Below are 26,982 nucleotides of genomic sequence, written 5' to 3' on the forward strand. Positions count from 1 at the left end.
TTCGGACGGCGCGCGGCCTTCTGAAAGATGCCGTTGGGAGCTCGGGTTGATCGAAGTTCGCTGGGTGCGCCTGCCCGATGGGGCAGGTTGTCCAACGCGTTTGGATGTGAAGGAAGTCAAGTTGGCCCGCTCTGAAAACTTCTTCAGAATTAAGCCAATTGTCCTTCGGACTACTCCAAATTCTGCGTACCAACTTTCAACAAGTTTGAAAGCCGATGCTCCGTCAATCGGTAAGAATCGAAACAATCAGTAGGTCCGCAGGGCCGGAAGTATATTGTTGGTTTTCCTTCTGAGCGGTCGTTTAGGAACTTTCCTACAGACCATGTAGGCGGGCCTCTCGCTCGCAACGCAGACGCCACAAAAGACTTCCCCTTCGACTAAGGTTCTGATCGTTGAATTCACCCAGGCAGGCCGGCCAGTTGCGCATTCCTTCTTTCCTCAGATCGTCTGTACGGCGGCTCTGGCTCCTGTGCTGGATGGCCTTGATTGGCACGGGCGCCCATGCTGCCGAGGATATTCATCGCCTGGTCCTTTCCAGCCAACTGGTGGTCGACCAGCAGGACCTCGCCATCAGCGAGGACGACTGGTACTGGCTGCGGCAGAAGCGCGAGCTGGTGCTGGGCGTCGCCGCCGATGGCACGGTCCCCATGGAGATCATCCAGCGCGATGGCAGCTACGAGGGCATCGCGGCCGACACGCTTGCCCTGATGAGTCAGTGGCTCGGCATGCAGATCAGGCTGCGGCAGTACCCCGACCGCCCTGCGTTGCTGCGTGCCCTGGCCACCGGGGAGATCGATCTCTTCGTCGGCGATGGGCAGGACGGCAGGGGTGCCCCGGTGACGCGCAGCCAGGCGTTTGCTACCGACCGCCTCGCTCTGTTCCGCCGCTACGACGACCATCGCGTCCTGCCGCAGGACCTCGACGGGCTGCGTGTCGCCCGGGTACCCAGGCATGACCAGGCGCTCGGCCAGCGCTACCCCGGCGCGCAGCAGGTGGTGGCCTCGTCCGTGGACGACGCCATGGCCAAGGTCGCCTTCGGCCAGGCCGACCTGCTGCTCGGTGAGCTGCTGCCGGTCTACTTCCAGCTGAATCGCAGCTTCTACGGAATGCTCAAATTCGATCGTTTCATCGACCAGCCCGATGTCGGCATCGCCTTCCTCATGCGCGAGGGCGATCAGCGCCTGCTGCGAGGGATCGATGCCGCCTTGCGCGCCATCGGACCCTCGCAACTGGATGAGGTCGCGCGACGCTGGGTGGGCAGTGGAATGACACCGGTCAGCGAGCGGCTACCACTGTCGGCAGAGGAACAGCGTTGGGTGGAACGCCATCCGCTGGTGCGCCTGGTCGTCGACGACGACATGGCGCCATTCGCGTTCTTCGACGATGACGGGCAGTTCCGCGGCATCGTCGCCGACCTGCTGGAAACTGCGTCCCTGCGGACCGGGCTGCGCTTCGAGGCGGTCAGCCGGGCCGGTGGTTTCGCCAGGCAGATCGACAGCCTCCTGGAGGGCGAGGCGGACCTCGCCATCCTTTCGGCGAGCAAGGAGCGAGAGGCACAGCTGCGCTTCACCCGCCCGATCTCCACGGTGCCCTTCGCGCTGGTGGTCCGCGCCGGCCAGGACGGCGAGGACGTGGCACTTGTGGGGAACGGGGCGGGACAGAGCCTGGCGTTGGGCAAGGGCAACGTGGCCCGCGCCGAGATCAAGGCGGCCTACCCGGCGCTCGAATTGGCCGATACCGGCTCCTACCTGGACGCAATGAACCTGGTTGCGGACGGTCGCGCCGACAGCGCGCTGGTGCCGGTCACCACGGCGCGCTACTACATCACGCGGCTGTTCCAGGGGCGCCTGGCGATCAGGGGGCTGGTCGGGCTCGAGCCGGTCACCGCCAACTTCGCCGTTCGCCGTGCCGATACCGAACTCCACGCGATCCTCGAAAAGACCCTGGCCAGCCTCGGGCCGGACCAGCTCAACGCCATCTCCAACAGCTGGCGGGGCAGTCCGGGGATGAGCCCGCAGACCTGGCGTGACTACGGCACCCTGATCCAGCGCATCGTCATCGGTGCCGGGTTGTTGCTGCTGCTGGTGCTGGCCTGGGTCTTCCACCAGCGCCGCGAGGTGCGCCGCCGCCGGGCCACGGAACGCCAGTTGAACGACGAACTGCGTTTCATCGAGACCCTGATCGACAGCATGCCGCCACCGCTCTATGTCCGAGACGCCGGGGGCCGCCTGCTGTCCTGCAATCGCAGCTACCTGTCCGCCATCGGCCTGCCGCTGGAGAACGTGCGTGGGCGCACGGTTACGGAGCTGCCTCCGGAATTCTTCGAGTCGGCGCCGGAGTTCCAGCAGCTCTATAGTCAGGCCATGACGGAAGGGCAGATGCTGCAGGGCGTAAGAACCGTGCAGACAGGTGGGCAGACCCGGTGGATCGACCATTGGGTCCATCCCTTCCAGGATTCCACCGGCGCCGTGAAGGGCGTGATCTGCGGCTGGCTCGACGTCACCGGACACCGCCAGCTGGTGCAGGAGCTGGAGGCCGCGAAGAACCTGGCCGATGAGGCGAGCCGTGCCAAGACCACCTTCCTCGCGACCATGAGCCACGAGATCCGTACGCCGATGAACGCGGTGATCGGCATTCTCGAACTGGCGCTCAAGCGCGCCGGGGACCAGCCCGTCGACCGCTCCAGCATCGAAGTCGCCTACGGTTCGGCGCGCAGCCTGCTGGTACTGATCGGCGACATCCTCGATATCGCCCGGATCGAATCGGGGCGGCTCAGCCTGGCCCCCCAGAGGGCCAACCTGCGGGACCTGGTGGAGTCGGTCGCGAGGGTGTTCGACGGCCTGGCGCGGCAGAAGGGCCTGAACCTGGTGCTGGATATCGACTCCAGCATCCAGGGTGACGTGCTGGTGGACAGCATGCGCTTCAAGCAGATCCTTTCGAACCTGGTCAGCAATGCCATCAAGTTCACCCGCGAGGGCAGCGTTCGCCTGCAGATCGAGGGCGAAGCGTCCGAGCCCGGACTGCTGCGGGTGAGCTTCTGCGTCGAGGACACCGGCATCGGCATCTCCGAGGAGGACCAGCGCCGCTTGTTCCGCCCCTTTGCCCAGGTCGAGCGGGGTTATCACCAGACGGAAGGGGCGGGGCTGGGGTTGGTCATCTGCCGTTCTCTCTGCGAAATGATGGGAGGCCGTATGACGCTGACCAGTGCGCCGGGCCGGGGTACGCGGGTGGACGTGGAGCTGCGGCTGCATCGCCTCGACCCTGTAGCGGAACCTGTCGCCGGCGCGGCGGCGGTCGCGGTGGAACGGCGCAGGCTGCGGGTGCTGGTGGTGGACGATCATCCGGTGAACCGGCAGATCCTCGCCCAGCAGCTCGGTTTCCTCGGCCACGAGGTGGTCGAGGCGGAGAACGGCGTCGATGCCCTGGCGTTCTGGCGCGCTGGGCACTTCGACGTCGTCGCCACCGATTGCCACATGCCACGCATGAGCGGCGCCGACCTCGCGCGGGCCATTCGTGACGGCGAGCGCGATGCTCAGGGGACGCCGACGCTGATTCTCGGCCTGACCGCCGATGCCCAGCAGGAGGAAGTCGAACGCAGCATCCGCGCGGGAATGGACGATTGCCTGATCAAGCCCATCGGGCTCGATCTGCTGGAGGAAAAGCTGCGTGCTGCAAAAGGGGGAGTGCCGGCAGCCGAGGTAGCCGCAAGTCCGCCGGCGCCGTTCGCTGCAGGGGTGTCAGGGTTGTTCGACCTCGCGCCGCTGGCGCCGTTGACGGGGGGCGATCCCGGCCTGATCCACAACCTGCTGAAAGAACTTCTGGAGACCAATCGCCGCGATCTGCAGCCCCTGGCTGAACTCGCCGAGCAGGGCGATGCACATGGCCTGTCCGAGCTCGCCCACCGGCTCAAGGGCGCCGCACGGGTCATCCGGGCCGAACCCTTGATCGCCGCCTGCGCGGACCTTGAACAGGCGTGCAAAGCGCCTGTGCCGGAACCATCGGACCTGCGCGCTACCGCGGGCGAGCTACGTCTGGCGCTGCTGGAACTGGAGCAGGCACTGATGGCGCGGATGGCCTCCGACGATCAGTGAGACTCGGGCCTGAGCTTGCGGGTCAGCAGGGCAAGGAAACTGCCGCGGTCCTGTGGGCGGGCGAAGAGGAAACCCTGGGCCACCTGGCAGCCGAGGGTCAGCAACTGGTCGCGTTGTTCGGGGGTTTCCACGCCTTCCACCACCAGCGTCATGTCCATCGATTCGGCCAGGGCAACGGCGCTGCTGATGATGGCGCCGCTGCGCGGCTGGTTCATCAGCTTGCGAACGAAGCTGGTGTCCAATTTGACCTGGCTGAACGGCAATTCGCAGAGGCGGTCCAGCGACGAGTAGCCGGCTCCGAAGTCATCCATGGCCAGTCCGCAGCCCAGCAGGCGCAACCGCACCAGGCATTCCAGGCTCGCCGCGGGGGCTTCCAGCAAACCTGTTTCGGTCAGCTCGAAGGTCAGGCCTTCCCCGGGAAGGCCTGCTTCCGTCAGAGCCTTGCCAATACGCTCGACCAGGCCCTGGTCGCTCAGTTGCCGGGGCTGGAGGTTGAATGCCAGGTTCACGCGTCGTCCGGTGCGGGCGACGTCCCGTTGCAGCGCGAGCCCCTGGGCGAAGAGCTGCCAGAACAGCCGGTCGATCAGGTCGTGGGCTTCCATGGTCGGCAGGAACTGCGACGGGGCCAGCACGCCGCGCTGCGGATGACGCCAACGCGCCAGGACCTCGGCTCCATGCAAGGTCTCATTGCCAAGGTGGAATTTGGGTTGGAACCAGGCTTCGAACTCGCCCTGGTCCAGGCCACGGAGAATGTCCTCCAGCGTGGGTGAGTCCGGCGTCTGCCGAGGCATGGCTGCTGCGGCCGATTCCGCCGTGTGGCGCGCGATCAGTGCTGCGGCGCGGTCCAGGTCGAACGGCTTGCCCAGGTCGCCGAGAAATTGCAGGCCCAGGCTGCGGGTCAAGGCGCTGATGGCCTGGCGTACTTCGGCATCCACCTCGCTGCTGAGGATTACCGAGCGGACGACGCCCGCCTCGCTCGCATGACGCAGGAAGGCTGCGCCATCCATGCCGGTCATGCGCAGGTCGCACAACACGATGTCCACGCCGCCACAGGCTTCCAGGCGGGCCAGTGCCTCGGCGCCGTCCGCCGCTTCATGGATGCGTTCGAGCCCCAACTGGCGCAGGGCGGTGACTGCGATCAGGCGCTGGAACGGTTCGTCTTCCAGAACCAGAATGCGTAAGTTCTTCATGCGGGGCTCGACAGGGGTTGGGATACCGGCCAAGTTACTGGCGAAGAAGTGGTTGCATCTAGGCGGCGCTTCCTATGGGGTTGTAGGAAAATTCACCGATGACCTGAACGGGTCACCAACGGACACAGCGTCACGGACATCCGCTCCCCTTTTGATATCGAGGTTGCAATGAGAAGTGCCCTGATCGTCGACGATCACCCGGTCATCCGCATGGCCGTCCGCATGCTGCTGGAGCGCAATGGCATGGACGTGGTCGGTGAGGCGGACAACGGCGTCGATGCCTTGCAGCTGATCCGCCAGCACGAGCCGGACATCGTCGTGCTGGACATCGGCATCCCGCGGCTGGACGGCCTCAATGTGATTTCCCGCATCCGTGCGCTCGGTCTCGACAGCCATGTGCTGGTTCTGACCTCGCAGCCGGCGGAAGGCTTCGCCCAGCGTTGCTTCCAGGCTGGCGCCAAGGGCTACGTCAGCAAGGATGAGGACCTGCAGAACCTGGTCACCGCGATCAACTCCATCGCCACCGGCTTCACCTTCTTCCCCGCCGAGACCTTCGCCGCCAATGGGCGTACCGCCTTCAGCGAGGCGGAGCTGGTGTCACGCCTGTCAAACCAGGAGTTGATGGTCCTGCAGTACCTTGCCTCCGGTCGTACCAACAAGGAAATCGGCGAACTGATGCTGCTCAGCAACAAGACCATCAGCACCTACAAGACCCGCATCCAGCAGAAGCTCAATCTCGGGTCATTGCTGGAGCTGATCGAGTTCGCCCGGCGCAACGATCTCAGCGCCCGCCAGCAGGGCTGACCGACGCACCCGCCCGGGGTGCGGCCAGCTTGCCGTGCGCAAGCCATGAACACAGTATGTGTTTTTTCTCTATCGAGGCCGTCCCTCGAATTTGCCTACCATCAATAAGAAATCTCCTACAAGGCACGTTGGGCGCAGCCTCCATCCATGGAAAGGGTGCGTCGCTATCATGGCGGCGCCATCACGAAGCGGGGGTGTCCTCCTCTTTGGCTGGCTAATGACCCCCTGGATTCTGGTTCTGGCTCTTACCAGTCCAATGCAATAGGCGCGGAGAACCAGGCGCTGCCAACGGAGAGAAAATGAAGAAGATCGCTTCCACTTGTATCGCTGTGCTGGGGCTCGGCGTGGGCGGAATGGCATCCGCAATCGACGGCACCATTTCCATCACCGGTGAAGTTTCCGGCAAGACCTGCAAAATTTCCGGCGGCAGCGGCGACCAGACCGTGACGCTGGTGCCGGTGTCCCAGTCCTCACTTGGCGCCGGTGCCACCTCCGGCTTCAAGCCGTTCTCGATTTCGGTTGATAGCTGCACCGCAGGCACCAAGATCGTGGCCCATTTCGAGCCCGGCCCGACGGTCAACCACGAGACCGGCAACCTGGTGAACCAGGCCGCCGGTGGCTCCAACGTCGAAGTGCAGATATTGACCAAGGACCAGAAGCCGATCCACCTGGTCAACGGCACCAACAACCAGGAAGTCATTGCCACCGGCGAGTCCGGCAAAGCAACCGGAACCCTCGAGTTCCTGGCGGCGTACAAGGCGCCGGACAGCGCAGCGGCCACTCCGGGTGCGGTCAGCACCTCCGTCCAGTACACCATGTCCTACGAGTGATCGAACGTTGTCGCCCGGCAGAAATGCCGGGCGGCCGCGCGTTGCCGGTACCCGCCAATGTCCTTACGTACTTCAATCCTGAGCCGGTTCCTCATGCTTGCCGCCGCCCTGGTGTCCGTGGGCGCACAAGCGGGCATAGTGGTCAATGGCACCCGCTTCATCTATCCCGCCAAGCAGCAGGAAATCGGTGTGCGCATAAGCAATGACGGCACACTGCCCTCGCTGGTGCAGGTCTGGGTGGATCGCGGTGATCCCGATACCCGCCCGGAAGACGCCGAAGCGCCATTCCTGCTTACACCCCCGATATTCCGCGTCGACCCGAACCAGGGGCAGAGCGTGCGCCTGGCCTTCACCGGCGAGTCCTTGCCTGGTGATCGCGAGTCGTTGTTCTGGCTCAACCTGCTGGACATACCACCGGTTCCCGCCGATGCCGGAAACGTCATGCAGTTCGCGATCCGTACCCGGTTGAAGCTCTTTTACCGTCCTGAGGGCCTTTCCGGTAGGGCCGATCAGGCCGCCACCGGCATGCGCTGGCAACTGGCGAAGACCGAGCGTGGGCACGTCCTTCGTGCAACCAACCCCAGCCCCTTCCACATCTCCTTCAGCGAGCTGGGCGTGAAGTCCGGAGGGCGCGAGTACAAGACCGAGGGAGGGATGGTACGGCCCTTCGGCAGCCAGGACTTTCCCTTCTCCGGGGCAGTGGCGCCGCCTGCTTCTGGAACCGTGATCCTGCACTGGATCAATGACTACGGGGCACCTATCCGCGAGGAAGCGCGCCTGCAGCTCTAGACCAAGGGTCGCAGGCGCGGGTTCCTCGGCTCCGCCAACACGATCTGCCCCAGGGCATCGCTTTCAGCGGTGCGAGGTATACCTATGACTTTGCCTTTTGACAGACATGCCGGTCACCGCACGCGTGCTCAGGCATCCGACCAGGGGTGCCGCTCGGGCTTCGAGCTCAAGCTGCTGGCGCTCGTCATAGCGATCGAGGCCCTGGGCAGCACCTGGCGTGCGTCGGTGGCCGCCCCGCTGCAGGAAGCGCCGCGATACGCAGCCTTCAACCCGGATTTCCTCGGCAACGGTGCCCGCGAAACCGTCGACCTCACTCGCTTCGAGCGAGGCAACCACCTGCCCTCTGGTACCTACCGGCTGGACATCTACGTGAACCAGCGCTGGACGGGACGGCAGCCCCTGCGCCTGCTGGAGGACGAGAAAGCGCCACAAGGGGTTCGCTATTGCTTTCGCGCGGACCAGCTGGGCGCTCTTGGCATCGACCTTGACAAGCTTTCCGATCCGGATGCTGCGCGGCGGCTGATCGAGTCTTCCGAATGCATCGAGCTGTCTCAGCTGGTGTCCGAGTCTCGGGTCGAGGTGCAGCTCTCGGAACTGACTGCCCACGTCAGCATCCCCCAGGCCTACCTCGGACGCGAGGCGCGTGGGCAGGTGGACCCTCGTGACTGGGATTCGGGGGTGACCGCTGCCTTCATTGGCTACAACACCAGCCTCTATCGAAACAGGACAGACGGCCGGGACTCCGAACAGCTCAGCATCGGCCTCAACAACGGCGTCAACCTCGGCGAGTGGCGGCTGCGCTCCAATGGCTACTACAACCGTTCGCGGCAGGACGGTGCGCCCAGCCGCAGTCACTACAGCAACGCCAGCACCTATGCCCAGCGCGACCTCACCGGCCTGCGATCGCAGCTGACCGTCGGTGACTACTACACCCCCGGGGACCTGTTCGACAGCGTGCCTTTCCGTGGGGTGCAGGTCGGCTCCGACGACCGCATGCTGCCGGAATCGCTGCGCGGCTTCGCCCCGGTGATCCATGGCACGGCGGAGACCAACGCCAAGGTCACCGTGCGCCAGGGATCGGCGGTGTTGTACGAGACCACGGTAGCGCCGGGGCCCTTTGCCATCGACGACCTCTACGACTCCGGCTACTCCGGCGATCTGGAGGTCACGGTGACCGAAGCCGACGGGCGCGAGCGCTCCTTCCAGGTGCCCTATGCCTCGGTGGCGCAACTGCTGCGCCCCGGAACTACGCGCTTCAACTTCACCGCCGGCGAGTACCGCTCCAAAGGCATGGACCGCGTGCCTAAGTTCGTCATGGGCACCTATCAGCGCGGTTTATCCAATGAACTGAGCGCCTATACCGGCAGTCTCGTGGCAGAGAAGTACATGGCCGTCCAGGGCGGCGTCGCCCTCAGCACACGCTTGGGAGCGGTCGCCCTGGACGTCACCGGTTCGCGGCTTTCCGAGTCGCCGGTCGAGGGCGACAAGGCGCCCAGGAGCGGCCAGAGCTATCGCGTGACCTACTCCAAGCTGCTGGATGCAACCCAGACCAACTTCACCGTCGCCGCCTATCGCTTCTCCAGTGAGGGTTACCTGGGGTTCAGCGAGTACGCCCAGGCCTACGGCAGCCCTGGCAGCACCCTCTATCGCCAGCGCAGCCGGTTCCAGGTGAGCGCGAACCAGCCCCTTGGCGGTGAGCGGGGCAACCTGTACATCACCGGCACCGCGCAGAACTACTGGAACTCCGGCCAGCGCAGCGACATGACCTTCCAGGCGGGCTACTCCAATGGCTTCCGCTGGGGATCCATGGGGCTCTCCGTCGGGCGCACCCGTACCAACGGAGGCTTCGAAAACCAGTACATGGTCAACCTGAGCATCCCCCTGGGCAGTAGCCCGCGAGCGCCCAGCCTGAGCACCTCGGTGAACTACGCCAGCGGCCGCAGCAACACCCAGGCGAGCCTGAGCGGTTCCCTGGGCGAGCAGTACGAGACCAGCTACAGCGTCTACGGCGCGCAGAACCGCGATCATGGCGAGCGCACCTCAAACGCCGGCGGCAACATCTATCACCGTGCCTCGGCGGCGGCGCTGAGTGCCGGCATCAGCAAGGGCACCGGTTATCGCCAGGAGAACCTGGGCGTCAGCGGCAGCCTGGTGGTCCACCCCGGCGGCATCAACTTCACCCAGGCCCAGAGCGATTCCTTTGCGGTGATCGAGGCAAAGGGCGCCCAGGGAGCCCATGTCAGCAACGACAACGGTGTGCGCATCGCCCGCAACGGCTATGCGGTGATCGGCGGGCTCGCGCCCTATCGACGCAGCCAGGTGGTGCTTGACCCGAAAGGCGTGTTCCGCAATGTCGAACTGCAATTGACGGAGCAATCCGTCACGCCTCGCCATGGTGCCGTGGTGATGCTGCGCTACCCGACCATCACCGGCGTACCGGTGCTGCTGCGCATCCTCCGCGAAGACGGGCAGATGCCGCCCCTGGGTTCGGAAGTGGTGGACGGCCAGGGCAACAGCCTGACCATGGTCGGCCAGGGCGGGCGTGCCTTCCTGCGCGGGCTGGAGCCTGCCGGCTGGCTGGATGTGCGCTGGGGGGACGGCCCCGACAAGCGATGCCGGTTCCAGTACCAGCTTCCCGAGCAAGACGCGGACGACCCGAATTACCAGCAGCTCGACGTGCGCTGCATTGCTCCAGCCGGGCGTTCCGAACTGGCATTGGCCGGTTGATCAACAGAATTCATGCGAGGCGAGTCATGACCCCAATGCCATTCACCGCTTTCCATTGCGGAAGTCCATGCGGAATGGGCCGAACAGGAACGCACATCAATCGGTTGCTGATCTTGTCGGCAATTTTGCTGGCGTTGATCTGGCCCCAGGCCGGGGCGGCATTCTGCTATGTCCCGGGGGATGGGGGCAGACTCCCGGTGTCTTTTCCACTATTCCCCAGCCCTATCGTGGTTCCCGCCGATGCGAAACCAGGTGATGAACTGGCCTACACGTCGGTCAACCCCCTGCTGCGTCTCGATAAGAACGCGGTCCCGTGGCCCGGTTACAGGAAGGAAGCCACAGTAACTGGCCAACTGGTGCCGGGGATGAGCAACGTCTATGAGACGGGGGTGCGCGGAATCGGTGTGCGATTCGAGACAACGATGAATTTGAACGGTGCTTACGGAAGCGTACCGAGGAGTGATGCGTTTTACGCGCCACCCAAAAGAGACCACCCGAACTGGATCAACGCGCGGCTGGTGGTTACCGGCCCGGTTTCAAGCGGCACCACCACCCTGTCACCTACCTTCAATCATTCCATAAGCGGTGCTTGTTCTGCGCCAGTGAGGTACTCGATAAAAGTGCCCGCCGGAATCGTTATCCAGGCACCTTCCAGTTGCGCCTGGCCGGCCAATGGCGGGGTTCCCAGCTTCAGTTTCCCTGCCAGTCTCGCCGTGCCCCGGGACAAGCCCGTCGGGACGGTGCTGGCCAGCAGAACGCTTGAGCTTGGCCTGCGCCTGGGGCTCGGCAATTACATCAAGCGCGGAACGGTCACCGGAAGGCCCGTGAGCGGGTGGAGCAGCGTCTTCGAGACGGGGGTGCCTGGAATCGGCATCAAGTTCTTCAACACCTCCTGGGTAGGCGAGACTGGCATGACGGTTATGCCAGCGACCCAGTACACAACGCAGTTCGCCCCTTTTGACGGTAGGGATCTGGTCCAGGCCGATCTGGTGGTGACGGGCCCGGTGAGCGGTGGCCGAATCACTTCGCCTCCCACCCTCAACCTGAGCATGGATGGCTGTTCCGAACCCCTGGCCTTCTCGGTCGGGGTCATCGCGGGGACCGAGATCCAGAGCCAGACCTGCTCGGTGATCTCGAAAAACCTGACACCGCGCCTGGACCCGATATCCGCCAAGGACCTGGGCGCCATTGGCGCGGAGTCGGGTAATGCGTCCTTTAGCATCGGCCTTGACTGCAGTGCTGGTGCCCGTATCCATGGCGTTTTCACTGACGTGACCAACCCCGGCAATCTAAGCACCAATCTGAGCCTCACTCCGGACTCCACCGCCAAGGGTGTCCAATTGAGGATCTTCCATGAAGGCAAGGCCATTGCCTTCGGACCGCAGTCCACCCAGGCGGGGGCGCAGAGCCAGAAGTTCCTCGCGAACTCGGTGAACGGCCGCGTGGACATCCCCTTGACCGCCCGCTACGTCCGCACCGGCACCAAGGTGACTCCGGGCTCGGTACGCGGCAACGCCGTTTTCACCCTGTCCTACCGATAGCCATTGCAGCGCGCCTGGCCGGAGCACTAGAGATAAGTGATGGTGATCACTCCGGCCTTGTTTCTTCCCTTGCGGGGAGGGACCGAAGCGAGGCTGACGGAGGAGGTGTGCTCGACTCCGGCGCAATGATTCGACACCGACATGGCGTCGGCTCCGGCCGGGCTGATGCCATTGCTTCGGCCAATATGCGACTGCCAGGTGTCCGCCGGCGTGTCGCACGGCCCCTTGTTGACGCTACCGACGAAGCGAATGATGCCGCGCGCTGACTGTGCGTCGGCAGCCTGGGGCGTTGCTGAGAAAGTAGTAAGAAGGCAGGCAGCAGCGATCAGAATCTTCTTCATGTCAGTACTCTCCATGGGAACTAGGGTCAGTAAAAATAAGGACTGTCCTATGTGCCACAGATTGGGATTCTGTTTTTTTTGTAGGAAATGAGGGCTGGTCAGAAGACGCCTCACGTTCCTCGGAAAATTCCGATGCTGGCTGTGCACGATTCGGCATTCTTCTTCAAATAGGAAATTTCCTACTCCCCCGCGGCTGGCGACCTGGCCGATCATCGATCGGTTTTGCCTTTTTCGACAGAGCGCCAATCCCGGCGGCATCTGCCTGGCGAAACGGAGGGTGCACAAAAAAAAGCCCCCGTCAGGGCCGACATCCCGACGAGGGCGAGGGTGGTCCTTGAGGGACCTCAGTGTGGGCGTTCGGACCAGGCCTTGAGCAGGCTCGAGGCCAGTCCATAGAGCGTCAGGAGGATGGCGAAGCCGAGGCATACGGACATGGCGGTTCCCCCGGCCCCACGAGGGCGACCGCAGCCGCCTCGCGGAGCTCCCTGGAAGTGTTACTCGTTGACCTGGCGCAGCTTGGTGGCCGGGGTATCGCCCAGGTTGTTGAGCATGCGTTCGCTGTACCAGTCGAGGAAGTTGATCACGCCGAACTCGTAGGTCTTGGAGTACGGGCCCGGCTGGTAGGCGGTGGAGTTGATACCGCGCTGGTTCTCTTCGGCCAGACGACGGTCCTGGTCGTTGGTGGCGTCCCAGACTTCGCGCAGGCGTGCCACGTCGTAGTCCACGCCTTCCACGGCATCCTTGTGCACCAGCCACTTGGTGGTGACCACTGTTTCCTGGGCGCTGATGGGCCACACGGTGAAGACGATCATGTGGTCGCCCATGCAGTGGTTCCAGGAGTGCGGCAGGTGCAGGATGCGCATGGAGCCCAGGTCCGGGTTCTGGATGCGGCCCATGAGTTTCTTGCAGCCCTGCTTGCCGTCCATGGTCATGGATACGGTGCCCTCGAGCAGCGGCATGCGCACGATACGGTTACGCAGGCCGAAGCTGGCGTGGGCGTAGGGGATCTTCTCTTCATCCCAGGCCTTGGTGCAGGCGGCGACCTGGTCCTTGAACGCCTGGCTGGCGCGCGGGTCGGTAACGTCGTCCCACTCAAGCAGCGTATTGAGCAGTTCCGGGTGCGAACCGTTGCAGTGGTAGCACTCGCGGTTGTTCTCGATCACCAGTTTCCAGTTGGCGGTTTCCTTGAGGGTGGTCTGCACGGCCACCTTGGTGTTCTCCATGTCGTACGGCTCCATGTAATGGGCCAGGGTGGAGAGGAAATCGTCGATGGCTGGCGGGTTTTCCGACAGGTTGATGAAGATGTAGCCGCCAGCGCTCTTCACGTGCACGGGCTTGAGACCGTATTCCTTCATGTCGAAGTCGGCACCCATCTCGGTGCCGGCGAACAGCAGGCGGCCGTCCAGTTCGTAGGTCCACTGGTGGTACGGGCACACCAGCTTGGCGACCTTGCCCTTGTCGCTGACGCACAGGCGCGAGCCACGGTGGCGGCAGACGTTGTGGAAGGCGTGGATCTGGCCCTCGCCACCACGGATGACGATGATCGGGTTGTCGCCCACCTGCAGGGTCAGGTAATTGCCCTTGGCGGGGATTTCGCAGGTCATGCCGGCGATCAGCCATTCCTTGTGGAAGATCTCCTGCATGTCGATCTGGAACAGGCGCTCGTCGTTGTAGAACGGCTGCGGCAGGGAGAAGCTGTGGTCGCGTTCGCGGAGCATTTCGGCCGTGGCCTTGCGTGCGGGTTGAAGCGGATCGCCCAGGCTCAGGGTGGAAGTGACGTCCATCGGTAACTCCTCAATGGCTGGTCGCGCTGGCGACCGCCGCAAATAAGTGGCTGGTTCGGTTGTCACGCAAGGCGGCGTGACCTGCCCTCGTTTCTTGCCTGCCGACTGGCTGCCCTGCTGCGGGTGCGAGGGTGGTTCGCTCAAAAGCCTTATGGTTCGGCTGGGAATGAGTGTGCTGGCGCTGGCAGGCACGACCTTGCCCATGGGCGACATGGGGACATCCGTTTCCGACGCGCGAGGCCCGATGGTTGCTGGCAGGTCGCGATGAGCATGTGAATGTCGCAGACAGGTAAATGGGCCGTTTTTGCGTTATTCACAATCCATCGCAATAGGCCGATTTCCGGCCATGGGCGGAGCAGCGTCATGACCAATAATTTCCTCAATCCCATCACGACCCAGACCTGGACCAACGGCCGGCACATGGTTCGCTGCGTCAAGGCGATCCAGGAAACCTGGGATGTGCGCACCTTCTGTTTCATGGCCGACCAGCCGATGGTGTTCTTCTTCAAGCCGGGGCAGTTCGTGACCCTGGAGCTGGAGATCGACGGCCAGCCGATCATGCGTTCCTACACCATCTCCAGTTCGCCCTCGGTGCCCTACAGCTTCTCCCTGACGATCAAGCGCGTACCGGGCGGCAAGGTCTCCAACTGGCTGCACGACAACCTCAAAGAAGGTGACGTGATCCCGGTGCACGGTCCGGTGGGCCTGTTCAACGCCATCGACTTCCCGGCGGAAAAGGTGCTGTTCCTCTCCGGCGGCGTCGGCATCACCCCGGTGATGTCCATGGCCCGCTGGTTCTTCGACACCAACGGCGCGGTGGACATGGTCTTCGTGCACAGCGCGCGGACGCCGAAGGACATCATTTACCACCGCGAACTGCGCCACATGGCCTCGCGCATCGAGAACTTCAAGCTGCACCTGATCTGCGAGAAGTACGAGATCGGCGAGACCTGGTCCGGCTACCGCGGCTACCTGAGCCGCGCGATGCTCGACCTGATTGCCGGCGATTTCATGGAACGCGAAATTTTCTGCTGCGGCCCGACGCCCTACATGTCGGCAGTCCGGCGCCTGCTCGAGGCTGCGGGCTTCGACATGAAGCGCTATCACGAAGAAGCCTTCGGCCCGACCCCGCCGGAGATTCGCGAAGAAGTGAAGGAGCACGCCGCCGAGGCGGCCGAAGCCGCTGCCGAAGTACCGGCGGGCGCCATGAACCTGGTGGAGTTCACCGGAACCGGCAAGAGCATCCGCGTGGCTCCTGGCGAGACCGTGCACTCGGCCGCCGCCAAGGTCGGCCTGCATATTCCCAAGGCCTGCGGCATGGGCATCTGCGGCACCTGCAAGGTGATGAAGACCGCTGGCGAGGTGGAGATGGAGCACAACGGCGGCATCACCGACGAAGACGTCGCCGAGGGCTACATCCTTTCCTGCTGCAGCGTTCCCAAGGGCGACGTATCCATCGATTATTGATGGTTTTCTGAGCAACTCCCGCCAGCCCGCGCCCGTCGCGGGCTGGCGCCATCTATCCACAGCTTGTGGATGCAGCGGTGCACAGATGCTGTGCGCAACTCGCTGAAATCGTTGAAAAAATCGCCAATCCTCCGCAAGTCCCGCAGGCCGTGGGCGAGCACCGGGGACGAACAGCTTTTCCACAGGCTGGTCCACTGTTCGTGGGGGCAACCCCACTATGCTTGTCCTGATTCCCCCGCCGGCGCGCTGCCTGCGCCGGCTACTCGTGGCCTGCCAGAGGAGCCCATGCGATGAAACTCTTCTATACCCCCGGAGCCTGCTCACTTGCCGTGCATATCGTCCTGCGCGAGATCGGCAAGCCCTTCAGCCTGGAAAAGGTCGACCTGGGCGCCCACACCACCGCGCACGGTGACGACTACTATCGCAACAACCCCAAGGGCTACGTGCCCCTGCTGGAGCTGGACAACGGGCAGTCCCTCAGCGAAGGGCCGGTCATCTGCCAGTACCTGTGCGACCAGGCCGGCCGCACCGACCTGATGCCGGCCGCTGGCTCCCTGATGCGCTACCGCGTCATGGAGTGGCAGGCGTTCATCAACAGCGAAGTGCACAAGAGCTTTGGTGCGCTGTTCAACCCCGCCCTGGATGACAAGGCCAAGGCGACCTACACCGGGATGGCCCACCGTCGCCTGCAATGGACCTCGGAGCAGTTGCGCGGCCGCCGGTACCTCACCGGCGACGACTTCACCGCGGCGGATGCCTACCTGTTCACCGTGGCCAATTGGGCGGGGTTCCTGAAGATGGACATTTCCGACTGCCCGGAACTCCAGGAATTCCAGGGCCGCGTCGCTTCCCGTCCGGCTGTGCAGGAGGCGCTGAAGGCTGAGGGGTTGGCCTGAGTCCACGATTTTTGTGGGGACGATTTCAATCGCGATGGGGCTGTCCAATTGGTTCTGGGCGAACCTCCGGTCCGCTTTCGCGAATGAATTCGCACCCACACAGGCGAAGCACAGAGAAGGAAATCCGAGAGGGCCCGGCAGCCCTCAATCCTCCTCCTGCACCGCCTTGTAGGCCCCGGCCATCTTCTGCTGCACCTCCTGCGGGGCGGCGTTGTAGTGGCTGAGGACCATGCTGAAGGCGCCGTGGCCCTGGGTGATGGCCTTGAGGCGGCCGGCGTAGCCGTCCAGTTCGGCCAGGGGCACCTGGCCAAAGACCAGTGCAAGGCCCTGGGAAAGGGATTCAGTACCGGTGACCTGGCCGCGACGACCGATGAGGTCGGTGGTGATGTCCCCCAGGTTGGTTTCCGGCGCGGTTACTTCGACTGTGACAACCGGCTCCAGCACCACTTCACCGGCTGCACGCAGGGCGTCGAGCATGGCCTTGCGACCGGCGGCCTGGAAGGCGATGTCCTTGGAGTCCACCGGGTGGTGCTTGCCGTCGTAGACCGTGACCTTGACGTCCGCCACCGGCAATCCCGCCAGCGGTCCGCAGGCCAGCACCGAGCGCACGCCCTTTTCCACCGAGGGGATGAACTGCGACGGGATCACGCCGCCCTTCACTTCGTCGGTGAAGGCGAAACCGTCGCCGCGTGGCAGGGGCTCGATGCGCAGGAAGACTTCGCCGAACTGCCCGGCGCCGCCGGTCTGTTTCTTGTGCCGGCTGTGGCCCTCGGCGGGGCGGGTGATGGCTTCGCGATAAGGCACCTTGGGCGGGCGGGTTTCCACTTCCAGCTTGTAGGTGCCGGTGATGCGGTCCAGCAGGTAGCGCAGGTGCAGCTCGCCCATTCCGCGCAGCACCGTCTCCTGGGTGGAGGCCTGGTAGTCCAGCTTCACGCAGGGATCTTCGGCCTGCAGCCGGCTCAGCACTTCGGCTATGCGCTGCTCGTCCCCCCGGCGCTTGGCCTCGATGGCCAGGCCCTGCATGGGCGCGGGGAAATCCAGCGGCTTGAGGTGGATCTGGTCCTCGTCGTGGGAGTCGTGCAGCACCGAGTCGAACTCCACCTCGTCGACCTTGGTCAGGGCGCCGAAGTCGCCGGGGATCAGCCGCGTGACCTCTTCATGGCGCTTGCCCTGCAAGCGAAGCAGATGGCCGAGCTTGAACGGCTTGCGCCCATCGCCGACGAACAGCTGCATGTCCCGCACCAGGGTGCCCTGGTGCACACGGAAGATGCCGAGCTTGCCCACGAACGGGTCGATCACCACCTTGAACACATGGGCCAGCACATGCTGCTGCGGGTCCGGTTGGGAGCGGAAGGCCTTGGCGTCCGCTCCCTCGCCCTTGAGGAACAACGGCGGATTACCCTCGGTGGGGTTGGGCGCCAGGCGCGCGAGGATATCCAGCAGTTCCGCCACCCCGGCGCCAGTGCGTGCGGAGGTGAAGCACAGGGGAATCAGGTGCCCTTCGCGCAGTGCCCGCTCGAAGGGCTCGTGTAGTTCCGCCGGTGCGATCTCGCCTTGCTCCAGGTAGCGCGCCATCAGCTCCTCGTCCACTTCCACGACCTGGTCCACCAGGGCCTGGTGGGCTTCGGCCACGGAGGAAAAGTCGGCCTTGCCATCGGGCTCGAAGAAGCAGTCCACCACGCGGCTGGCGTTGTCCGCCGGCAGATTCAACGGCAGCACTTCCTTGCCGAAGGCCTCGCGCAGGCTGGCGAGCAAGCCGGGGAGGTCGACGCGCTCGGCATCGATCTTGTTCACCACCAGCATCCGGCACAGCCCGCGCTCGGCGGCCATGGCCATCATGCGGCGGGTGGTGAGTTCGATGCCGTTCTGCGCGTTGACCACCACCAGTGCGGTTTCCACCGCGGCCAGTGCGGCGATGGATTGGCCGATGAAGTCGGGGTAGCCGGGGGTGTCGATCAGGTTCAGCTCGGCGCCGTCGTAGGTGCAATGCGCCAGTGCCGAGGCGAGGGAGTGCCGGTACTCGCGCTCCAGCGGATCGAAGTCGCACACCGTGTCACCGCGCTCAAGGCTTCCCGCATTGGGAATGGCGCCACTGCGGTGCAGCAGGGCTTCGGTCAGGCTGGTCTTGCCGCTGTCGCCATGGCCGACCAGGGCGACCGTTCGAATGGATTCCACCGAGTAGTTCGCCATGAGTACCTCCGCGCGCTGGGGTTTTTCCAGTATAGGCAGGCGCCCGGTGGCTGCCCTGGAAGCTCGCAGCTCGTCACAACTCATTGATATCGCTCGAAAAATGAGCGGACCTCGGCAGCCCCCGCCATTCCTGGCCTTGGAAGTTGTCTGTACAGCTTGTCCACAGAAGGTTCCACCGGCTTTGTGAGTAAAAGACCGGTTTTCCACTGCCGGATGCAAGAACCAGGTCCTGGAGAGGCGAAAAAGGTGGGTGATCGATAATTGAGCGATGCGCTGTACAGGCCGTGGATTCAGGCGATGGGCGACTTGCCAACGGTTTTTCCACAGAGATTTTCACGGTTCTTGTGCGCAAGTTTTTGGCGAGCGGGTTCTCTTGTGCATGAAATTCGTGGAAAGCCAGGAATGATGCGGCTTGGGCCATACCGTGGCATCAACAGATTTTCCACAGGGTTATCCACGCTGATTGGGGGTAACCGAATTGCTGTGGCGGTATGGTTAAAAAGTGAACAGCGTGCTGTGTCGCAGATGAGACAAGGGCTGCAGGCTGTTTTCCACAGCTTGTGTACCCATCGCTACACAGATTTTGTGTGGAAATCCGCAAGTTGTTGAAATCGATCAGGAAATATCCAGGTAGCGGGAGGCCACGGCTGGCGTGGCCTGCAACCGTGGCTCTACAGATTGTCCACAGGTTGGTCCACGGAAAACGGGGGTAAGGCGGGGATATTGGAGGGCTCTTGGCCTATGGATTGCTGTTTTGACTGTGGGAGCGAATTCATTCGCGAGAAAAAGGCCGCAAAGCGGCCCGAGAAGCTGATGGGTGGGGCAGGCCTGCGGCCTGCAATCGCGATTGGAATCGCTCCCACAATGGTGCCCAGCCCTATGGAGTCATGCCCCCATCGCCGCACGGATGTCCGCCGCCAGTTCGCGCACGCGGTCCATCTCGGTATCCCAGGAGCACATGAAGCGCGCACCGCCAGCGCCGATGAAGGTATAGAAGCGCCAGCCCCTGGCGCGCAGGAACTCCAGTGCCGGCTCGGACATCTGCAGGAACACGCCGTTGGCTTCCACCGGGAACATCAGGCTGACGCCGGGCACGTCGGCCACCAGCTCCGCCAGCAGTTGCGCACAGGCGTTGGCATGGTTGCCGTAGTGCAGCCAGGCGTCGTCCTGCAACAGGCCGACCCAGGGGGCGGCGAGGAAGCGCATCTTCGAGGCCAGCTGTCCGGCCTGCTTGCAGCGGTAGTCGAAGTCTTCGGCCAGGTCGCGATTGAAGAAGAGGATGGCCTCGCCAACTGCCATGCCGTTCTTGGTGCCGCCGAAGCAGAGCACGTCCACCCCGGCCTTCCAGGTCAGCTCGGCCGGCGAGCAGCCGAGGAATGCGCAGGCGTTGGAAAAGCGTGCGCCGTCCATGTGCAGGTTCAGGCCCAGTTCCTTGCACACCTGGCTGATGGCGCGGACTTCGTCGGGGCGGTAGACGGTGCCGACTTCGGTGGCCTGGGTGAGCGTGACCACGCGGGGCTTGGGATAGTGGATGTCCTGGCGCTTGAGGGCGACTTCGCGAATCGCGTCGGGGGTCAGCTTGCCGTCGGCGGTCCTGGCCAGCAGCAGCTTGGAGCCGTTGGAGAAGAACTCCGGCGCGCCGCATTCATCGGTCTCGACGTGGGCGGTCTCGGAGCAGATCACGCTGTGGTAGCTCTGGCACAGGGACGCCAGGGCCAGGGAGTTGGCTGCGGTGCCGTTGAAGGCGAAGAAGACTTCGCAGTCGGTTTCGAACAATTGGCGGAAGTGGTCGGAGGCGCGTGCCGTCCACTGGTCCTCGCCGTAGGCGCGCTCATGGCCGCGATTGGCCTCGGCCATCGCGGCCCAGGCTTCCGGGCAGATGCCGGAGTAGTTGTCGCTGGCGAATTGCTGGGTCTGGTCGGTCATATCCTGGTCCTTTAGTCCGTTCGCCTGCAGGCACAGGCGCATGGGGCCTAACTTTACGCCAGGTTGCCACTGCAGGATTCGCTCACGGCGACATCCTTTTCTGTCTGCGGCGCGTGGTCAGGCAAAGGGAACTCATTGCGCCGGCGCTGCCTCACAACTCAGGAGCACGCCTCATCCGGAAGGAGGAAACGTCATGCGTTACCCGAACCTGATTGCCCTTTTCGTCCCCATGCTGATCGGCCTGCCGGCCGCAGCCGGCGAGTGGCCCACCGGCGAGCGCGAGCACTTCATCCAGGAGTGCAAGACCAGCGCCCAGGCCAATGTTCCCGTCGACAAGTTGCAGCGCTACTGCAGCTGCGCCGCCGACGGGGTCAGCAGCGAATTCAGCGGCGCCGAGCTGGAAGCGCTGAAGGCGCAGAAAACCCCGCTGCCGGAACAGACCCACCAGCGCCTGATCAAGGTTTCCCAATCCTGCCTGAGCCAACTGAACGGCTGAGCATTTCTTGATCGAACGGCTGCAGCCCAGGAATTTCGCGGGCTGCGTGGCCGATCCCACAGGTTGTCCACAGGACGGTCCACGCATTGTGGGGATAGAGGTCAGCCGGCGGGTTGCCAGGCAGCCGACCGTTCGCGGATATCCGCCGGAAAGCTGCGAGCCCTGCGCGCTTGGGTATCCAGGTGAACGCCCACCAGGGTGGTGACGGCGGCGATCTCGCCGGTTTCGTCGTTGCGCATTTCATGGCGGAAGCGAATGGACTTGTCCTTCACCTCCAGTACCTGGGAGTGGATGGACACCACGTCGCCGGCGTGAAGCTCGCGACGGTATTCGATCTGCTGTTCCACCGCCGCCATGCCTGCGTTCTCCTCGCGCAGCCGCGAGGGCGCCAGGCCCAGCAGGGTGAAGAGTTGCCAGGTGGCCTCGTCGAACTTGCCGACGTACCACATCACGTTCATGTGGCCCATGTGGTCGCAGTGCCAGGGATAGACGGCGCCGCGGTAAGTCAGGGTGTCGCTCATGTCAGGCTGCCTCGTGCTGGGTGGATTGCGTGAAGTCCGCGAGTACCTGCGGAAACTGGTTGATCACGATGGAAAGGTGCCCCTCCTGTGGATAAAGGTGCAGGTTCGCGCGGGGCAATCGCGCCTGCAGATAGCGCCCCATGGCTTCCGGCACGTGGCGGTCCAGGCCGCTCTGGTACAGGTGCACCGGCACCTGGATTCCCTCCAGGGCGAAGGGGCGGGGCGAGGCGATCAGCGCGGCTTCCGTGCAGGCGCCGCGAATGCCCTGGCGATAGGCCTCGGCCAGGAAGGTCGCGAAGTCTTCCGCTGTCTGTGGATTGGCTGCCAGCAACTGGCGATCCGGCTCGGCCAGGAGCCCGGCGAGGGCTTTCAGGGCGCGCGCCGGATTGCGCTGGAACATCAGCCGGTCCAGCGCCAACAGCGGGCTGGCCAGCCGGGGATGGAGGCGCGCAAGGCCGAACATCGCCTTGAGCGCCGGCAGTTGCGTCGTGCGCAGTGCTGGGATGTCCATCGGCCCCATGCCGGCCAGCAGCCCGACATAGTCCAGGCGCTCGCCCAACCGCTGGGCGCAGGCCAATGCGTACGGGCCGCCGCAGGACACACCAAGCACACCGAAGCGCTGATGGCCGAGGGTGTCTGCCATGAAGGCCACGTCCTCGGCCCAGTCGAGGATGTTGCGTCCGGGGTGGTAGTCCGACCAGCCGAAACCAGGCCGCTCAGGCGCCACCAGGCAGACATTGGCCGCCAGCGCCTGTTCGTGGTGCAGCGCGGCCTGCAAGCGGCTGCCGGGGAAGCCGTGGAAATAATAGAGCGGGCGGCCTTCGAGGGCGCCGTAGAGCTGATAGGCCAGGATGCGCCCATCGGGCAGCCGTAACCGCCGAGGCCGGGCGTCGGGTCGAGTCATGGTGGTCTCGGTCATCAGGGGGGTGGAAGAGAAATGCGGGTTCTGAATTGGTCATAAATTGAACGCATTCAGTTATACCAGCCGCTTTGCATGGGGTCCCGAGGGGTTACAAAATTTAATCGCGTGTTTAATTTGATTGTTTTTTGATCGCAACTTCCCAAGGCCCGCTACGCCTGCCTCCGGCATCGCCGCCCACACCTTATCCACAGTGCGTTGCACAGTTTCTGGGGGCGGTTGGTTCGGCAAGCGCCTGAAACGGCTCAAGAAATGTCCATTTCCCTGCACGCGCCGCAGCGCCCGGGCCCCAGCCGTGGCTCTACAGCTTATCCACAGCATCATCCCCGGTTTCTGTGGGCGAGGGCGGTGGGCCAGTACATTTTCGGGTCGGATACAGACAGATTTCGCTGAGGCGGGATGGGGAGAATCCAGTTGTGCAGGCCTGCGGCCTGATTCGCGAATGAATTCGCCCCCACACATCGCTCCTAAATTGCCTCCAAGCGGGGAAACGACATGGCCATCAGCGTGTTCGACCTGTTCAAGATCGGTATCGGCCCTTCCAGCTCGCACACCGTGGGGCCGATGCGGGCGGCGGCGCTGTTCGCCACGGCGCTGCGCGAGCGCGGCCTGCTGGCGCAGGTGAAACGGGTGGAAGTACGCCTGTACGGCTCGCTGTCGGCCACCGGCGTTGGCCACGGCACCGACCGTGCCACCCTGGTGGGGCTGATGGGTGAATGGCCGGACCAGGTCGACCCGAAACAGATCGCCCCGCGCATCGAGGCGCTGAAGGCATCCCGCGAACTGCTGCTGGACGGCAGCCACCCGGTGGCCTTCGACTGGCAGCGCGACCTGCTGCTGCTGGAAGAGAACCTGCCGTATCACCCCAACGCCATGACCCTGATCGTCGAAGGCGAAGGCGGTGAACTGCATCGCGACACCTACTACTCCATCGGTGGTGGCTTCGTTGTCGACGAGGCCCAGGCGAAGTCCGGGCAACTGGATCAGGACGCCACCGAACTGCCTTACGACTTCTCCAGTGCCCAAGAGCTGCTGGAACTCTGCCAGCGCCACGACCTGCGCATCTCCGAACTGATGCTGGCCAACGAGAAGGCCTGGCGCAGCGAGGCGGAGATCCGTGCCGGGCTGCTGAAGCTGTGGGACGCCATGCAGGAATGCGTACGCAACGGTCTGGGCGAGGAAGGCATCCTTCCCGGCGGGCTCAACGTGCGTCGTCGTGCGGCCAAGCTGCACCGCAGCCTGCAGGAGCTGGGCAAGCCGAACGTGATCGGCTCGACCATGAGCGCCATGGAGTGGGTGAATCTCTACGCCCTGGCGGTGAACGAGGAGAACGCCGCCGGCGGGCGCATGGTCACCGCCCCGACCAATGGCGCGGCGGGGATCATCCCGGCGGTGCTGCACTACTACATGCGCTTCAATCCCGAGGCGACCGACGACGACGTGGTGCATTTCTTCCTCGGCGCCGCCGCCGTCGGCATCCTGTGCAAGAAGAACGCTTCGATCTCCGGTGCCGAAGTCGGCTGCCAGGGTGAAGTCGGCTCGGCCTGCGCCATGGCCGCCGCCGGGCTGGCGGAAGTGCTGGGGGCCACCCCGGCGCAGCTGGAGAACGCCGCCGAGATCGGCCTTGAACACAACCTTGGACTCACCTGCGACCCGGTGGGCGGCCTGGTGCAGGTGCCGTGCATCGAGCGCAACGCAATTGCCGCGGTGAAGGCGATCAACGCGGCGCAGATGGCGCTGCGTGGCGACGGCGAGCACTTCATCTCGCTGGACCGGGTGATCCGCACCATGCGCGACACCGGCGCCGACATGCACGACAAGTACAAGGAAACCTCGCGCGGTGGCCTGGCGGTGAGTGCTGTGGAGTGCTGATGCCATGACCGCCTGCCAAGCCCTGCCGACGTCTGAGCACCGCTTCGAATCCATTGGTTTCCTGCTGTTGGAAGGCTTCAGCCTGATCGCCCTGGCCGGCTCACTCGAACCGCTGCGCCTGGCCAACCAGCAGCCCGGAGCGGGCCGTTATCGCTGGTGCATCCTGACGTGCAACGGCAACCCGGTGCGCGCCGGCAACGGCATGCAGCTGACGCCCGAAGGCAGCCTCGCCGAGGCAAGTGGGCTGGACGCCCTGATTCTCTGCGGCGGCGACAGCGTTCCGCCCGCCCACGCCGGATTGCTCGCGCAACTCCGCGACCTGGCCGCCCGCGGCGTGAAGCTGGGCGCGCTGGAATCCGCCCGCACACTGTTGGTCGAAGCCGATCTGCTTCCGTGCGGCGATAACGCTCCGACCTGGGCCAGCCGCATGAGCCTGCGCGAAGCCCTGGCCAGTGCCCAGCCCAAGCTGCAGGAGGTGATCGCGCTGATGGAGGCGAACCTGGAGGAACCTCTCGACCTCGACGACCTGGCCAGCTTCGTCGAACTGTCGCGTCGTCAGCTCGAAAGGCTGTTCCAGAAGTACCTGCGCTGCTCGCCATCGCGGCACTACCTGAAACTGCGCCTGTTGCGCGCCCGCCAGCTGCTGCGCCAGACGGCGATGCCGGTGGTGCAGGTGGCTTCCGGTTGCGGCTTCCTTTCCCCGCAGAACTTCTCCAAGTGCTACCGCGAGCATTTCGGCATTCCGCCCAGCAACGAGCGACTCGACAAGCCGCAGCTCTGCCGCAGCGCCATGCACTGATACCGAGTGACACCACCTTCGGGCCCGCCCGTGCCTGGCAGCACGGTTCGGGCCTGTTTTTTTTGGGGTGGGGTATCGACATGGCACAGGGCGTTTCCCGTTCAGGAGCGAACTCATTCGCCAAGCAGGTCGAAGATCCGCCAATGGGCCATTCAGGTGGTGCAGCTGCGCTGCCCCTGGCGAATGAATTCGCCCCCACAGAAGAGCGGTTCGCTCCTGCCGGCAAGCCTGAGTCAGCCCACCTTCCCTCATCCCAACCCGCTGGGAGAGGGGGGGGAGGAGGGTGGCTGAGCGCCTCTCGGGCTTCCATGTTCCCCCTGCGGATCTGACCAACTTCGGGTCGGATTCGTACAAAAAGTGGCGGAGGGCTTCTGTTGCAATGCTTTCCAACGGCCCACCAGCCCGGTGTGTCGAGTCAGTGGAAAACAACAAGGGTTCACCGCCATGCAAATGCCCAAGACGCTCCGCATCCGTAACGGCGACAAGGTTCGCTCCACCTTCTCCGCCCAGGAATACGCCAATCGCCAAGCCAGGCTGCGCGCCCACCTGGCGGCGGAGAACATCGACGCCGCGATCTTCACCTCGTACCACAACATCAACTACTACTCCGACTTCCTCTACTGCTCCTTCGGCCGCCCCTACGCGTTGGTGGTGACCCAGGACGACGTCATCAGCATCAGCGCCAACATCGACGGCGGTCAGCCGTGGCGCCGCACCGTCGGCACCGACAACATCGTCTACACCGACTGGCAGCGCGATAACTACTTCGCCGCCATCCAGCAGGCGTTGCCGAAGGCCCGCCGCATCGGCATCGAACATGACCACCTGAACCTGCAGAACCGCGACAAGCTGGCCGCGCGCTATCCGGACGCCGAGCTGGTGGACGTGGCCGCCGCCTGCATGCGTATGCGCATGATCAAATCCGCCGAAGAGCACGTGATGATCCGCCACGGCGCGCGCATCGCCGACATCGGTGGTGCGGCGGTGGTCGAAGCCCTGCGCGACCAGGTACCGGAATACGAAGTGGCGCTGCATGCCACCCAGGCCATGGTTCGCGCCATTGCCGATACCTTCGAGGACGTGGAGCTGATGGATACCTGGACCTGGTTCCAGTCCGGCATCAACACCGACGGCGCGCACAACCCGGTGACCACCCGCAAGGTGAACAAGGGCGACATCCTCAGCCTCAACTGCTTCCCGATGATCGCCGGCTACTACACCGCGCTGGAGCGCACCCTGTTCCTCGACCACTGCTCGGACGACCACTTGCGCCTGTGGCAGGTCAACGTCGAGGTGCATGAAGCCGGCCTGAAGCTGATCAAGCCCGGTGCGCGTTGCAGCGATATCGCCCGCGAGCTGAACGAGATCTTCCTCAAGCACGACGTGCTGCAGTACCGCACCTTCGGCTACGGCCACTCCTTCGGCACGCTCAGCCACTACTACGGCCGCGAGGCCGGATTGGAACTGCGCGAGGACATCGACACCGTGCTGGAGCCGGGCATGGTGGTGTCGATGGAGCCGATGATCATGCTGCCGGAAGGCCTGCCGGGCGCCGGTGGCTATCGCGAGCACGACATCCTGATCGTCAACGAGAACGGTGCCGAGAACATCACCAAGTTCCCCTACGGCCCGGAGAAAAACATCATCCGCAAATGACCGACCCCACGCCCGCGCAGGCCGACACTGCGCGGGCCGTGGCCACAACAAGAATCGACGCGCGGCATTCCGGGGCCAGGCCCCGTGCACGCGCCGACCTTTGACTACCCGCTGCCGAAATCACCACAACAACAGAGGTAAAG

The 26,982-nt window shown here is 64.2% G+C and carries 18 protein-coding genes and 1 pseudogene; 12 read left to right on the forward strand and 7 right to left on the reverse strand.

Annotated elements, in window-relative coordinates:
• Window positions 1-476 precede the first annotated feature (476 nt).
• The gene (locus tag FXN65_RS02010) at window positions 477-4,091 is read left to right on the forward strand and encodes a transporter substrate-binding domain-containing protein (RefSeq protein WP_151131422.1); all 3,615 of its coding nucleotides are present in this window, start codon (window positions 477-479) and stop codon (window positions 4,089-4,091) included.
• Here FXN65_RS02010 and FXN65_RS02015 read toward each other — a convergent pair.
• On the reverse strand, window positions 4,085-5,281 hold the full coding sequence (locus tag FXN65_RS02015) for an EAL domain-containing response regulator (protein ID WP_151131423.1): 1,197 nt from the start codon (window positions 5,279-5,281) through the stop codon (window positions 4,085-4,087). The genes FXN65_RS02010 and FXN65_RS02015 overlap by 7 nt on opposite strands.
• A gap of 168 nt (window positions 5,282-5,449) precedes the next feature.
• Here FXN65_RS02015 and FXN65_RS02020 point away from each other — a divergent pair, with 168 nt between their 5' ends.
• The 5 genes from FXN65_RS02020 to FXN65_RS02040 all read left to right on the forward strand — a co-directional run bounded on the left by FXN65_RS02020 (window position 5,450) and on the right by FXN65_RS02040 (window position 11,972).
• A complete protein-coding gene (locus FXN65_RS02020; protein ID WP_151131424.1) occupies window positions 5,450-6,085 on the forward strand; it encodes a response regulator transcription factor in 636 nt (211 codons plus the stop codon).
• A 299-nt stretch (window positions 6,086-6,384) separates the two neighbouring features.
• Window positions 6,385-6,915: a fimbrial protein gene (locus FXN65_RS02025; RefSeq protein WP_151131425.1), complete on the forward strand. Its 531-nt coding sequence runs from the start codon at window positions 6,385-6,387 to the stop codon at window positions 6,913-6,915.
• A 93-nt stretch (window positions 6,916-7,008) separates the two neighbouring features.
• On the forward strand, window positions 7,009-7,704 hold the full coding sequence (locus FXN65_RS02030) for a fimbrial biogenesis chaperone (RefSeq protein ID WP_151131426.1): 696 nt from the start codon (window positions 7,009-7,011) through the stop codon (window positions 7,702-7,704).
• A gap of 84 nt (window positions 7,705-7,788) precedes the next feature.
• Window positions 7,789-10,431 (forward strand): fimbria/pilus outer membrane usher protein, encoded by a 2,643-nt coding sequence (locus FXN65_RS02035; RefSeq protein WP_151131427.1) that lies wholly within the window; start codon window positions 7,789-7,791, stop codon window positions 10,429-10,431.
• Window positions 10,432-10,796: 365 nt separating this feature from the next.
• Entirely contained in the window at window positions 10,797-11,972 is a 1,176-nt protein-coding gene (locus FXN65_RS02040) for a fimbrial protein (RefSeq protein WP_178119262.1), read from the forward strand.
• A gap of 26 nt (window positions 11,973-11,998) precedes the next feature.
• On the opposite strand, the gene FXN65_RS02045 is transcribed toward FXN65_RS02040, so the two are convergent.
• Together FXN65_RS02045 and gbcA are read right to left on the reverse strand one after the other, a co-directional pair.
• On the reverse strand, window positions 11,999-12,313 hold the full coding sequence (locus FXN65_RS02045; RefSeq protein ID WP_151131429.1) for a hypothetical protein: 315 nt from the start codon (window positions 12,311-12,313) through the stop codon (window positions 11,999-12,001).
• Window positions 12,314-12,807: 494 nt separating this feature from the next.
• Window positions 12,808-14,097, reverse strand: coding sequence for a glycine-betaine demethylase subunit GbcA (gene gbcA / locus FXN65_RS02050; RefSeq protein WP_151131430.1), 1,290 nt, complete (start codon window positions 14,095-14,097; stop codon window positions 12,808-12,810).
• Between the two features lie 363 nt (window positions 14,098-14,460).
• On the opposite strand from gbcA, the gene gbcB reads away from it, so the two are divergent.
• Both gbcB and gstA read left to right on the forward strand, forming a co-directional pair.
• Entirely contained in the window at window positions 14,461-15,564 is a 1,104-nt protein-coding gene (gene gbcB, locus FXN65_RS02060) for a glycine-betaine demethylase subunit GbcB (protein ID WP_151131431.1), read from the forward strand.
• A gap of 290 nt (window positions 15,565-15,854) precedes the next feature.
• A complete protein-coding gene (gene gstA / locus FXN65_RS02065; protein ID WP_151131432.1) occupies window positions 15,855-16,460 on the forward strand; it encodes a glutathione transferase GstA in 606 nt (201 codons plus the stop codon).
• A gap of 144 nt (window positions 16,461-16,604) precedes the next feature.
• Here the strand turns inward: gstA and fusA are convergent, their stop codons facing one another.
• Window positions 16,605-18,650, reverse strand: a complete 2,046-nt coding sequence (gene fusA / locus FXN65_RS02070; RefSeq protein ID WP_151131433.1) for an elongation factor G — start codon at window positions 18,648-18,650, stop codon at window positions 16,605-16,607.
• Window positions 18,651-19,535: 885 nt separating this feature from the next.
• Window positions 19,536-20,576 carry a threonine aldolase family protein gene (locus tag FXN65_RS02075; RefSeq protein ID WP_151131434.1) on the reverse strand — a complete coding sequence of 347 codons (1,041 nt, stop codon included), beginning with the start codon at window positions 20,574-20,576 and terminating at the stop codon, window positions 19,536-19,538.
• Window positions 20,577-20,769: 193 nt separating this feature from the next.
• Between FXN65_RS02075 and FXN65_RS02080 the strand changes: the two genes are divergently transcribed.
• Window positions 20,770-21,072, forward strand: coding sequence for a hypothetical protein (locus tag FXN65_RS02080; RefSeq protein ID WP_151131435.1), 303 nt, complete (start codon window positions 20,770-20,772; stop codon window positions 21,070-21,072).
• A gap of 101 nt (window positions 21,073-21,173) precedes the next feature.
• On the opposite strand, the gene FXN65_RS02085 is transcribed toward FXN65_RS02080, so the two are convergent.
• Window positions 21,174-21,593 (reverse strand): acyl-CoA thioesterase, encoded by a 420-nt coding sequence (locus FXN65_RS02085; RefSeq protein ID WP_151131436.1) that lies wholly within the window; start codon window positions 21,591-21,593, stop codon window positions 21,174-21,176.
• Between the two features lies 1 nt (window position 21,594).
• Complete coding sequence (locus FXN65_RS02090; protein WP_151131437.1) at window positions 21,595-22,497, reverse strand: alpha/beta fold hydrolase; 903 nt, start codon at window positions 22,495-22,497, stop codon at window positions 21,595-21,597.
• 510 nt (window positions 22,498-23,007) lie between these two features.
• Here FXN65_RS02090 and FXN65_RS02095 point away from each other — a divergent pair.
• The 3 genes and pseudogenes from FXN65_RS02095 (at window position 23,008) to FXN65_RS02105 (ending at window position 26,839) form a co-directional block, all read left to right on the forward strand.
• A complete protein-coding gene (locus FXN65_RS02095) occupies window positions 23,008-24,384 on the forward strand; it encodes an L-serine ammonia-lyase (RefSeq protein ID WP_151131438.1) in 1,377 nt (458 codons plus the stop codon).
• A gap of 4 nt (window positions 24,385-24,388) precedes the next feature.
• Window positions 24,389-25,156 (forward strand): annotated as a pseudogene (locus FXN65_RS02100) (GlxA family transcriptional regulator); the annotation flags it as partial.
• A gap of 471 nt (window positions 25,157-25,627) precedes the next feature.
• Window positions 25,628-26,839: a M24 family metallopeptidase gene (locus tag FXN65_RS02105; protein ID WP_151131440.1), complete on the forward strand. Its 1,212-nt coding sequence runs from the start codon at window positions 25,628-25,630 to the stop codon at window positions 26,837-26,839.
• Window positions 26,840-26,982: the final 143 nt, after the last annotated feature.

The organism is Pseudomonas lalkuanensis, from assembly GCF_008807375.1.
GTDB classification, from domain to species: Bacteria; Pseudomonadota; Gammaproteobacteria; order Pseudomonadales; family Pseudomonadaceae; genus Metapseudomonas; species Metapseudomonas lalkuanensis.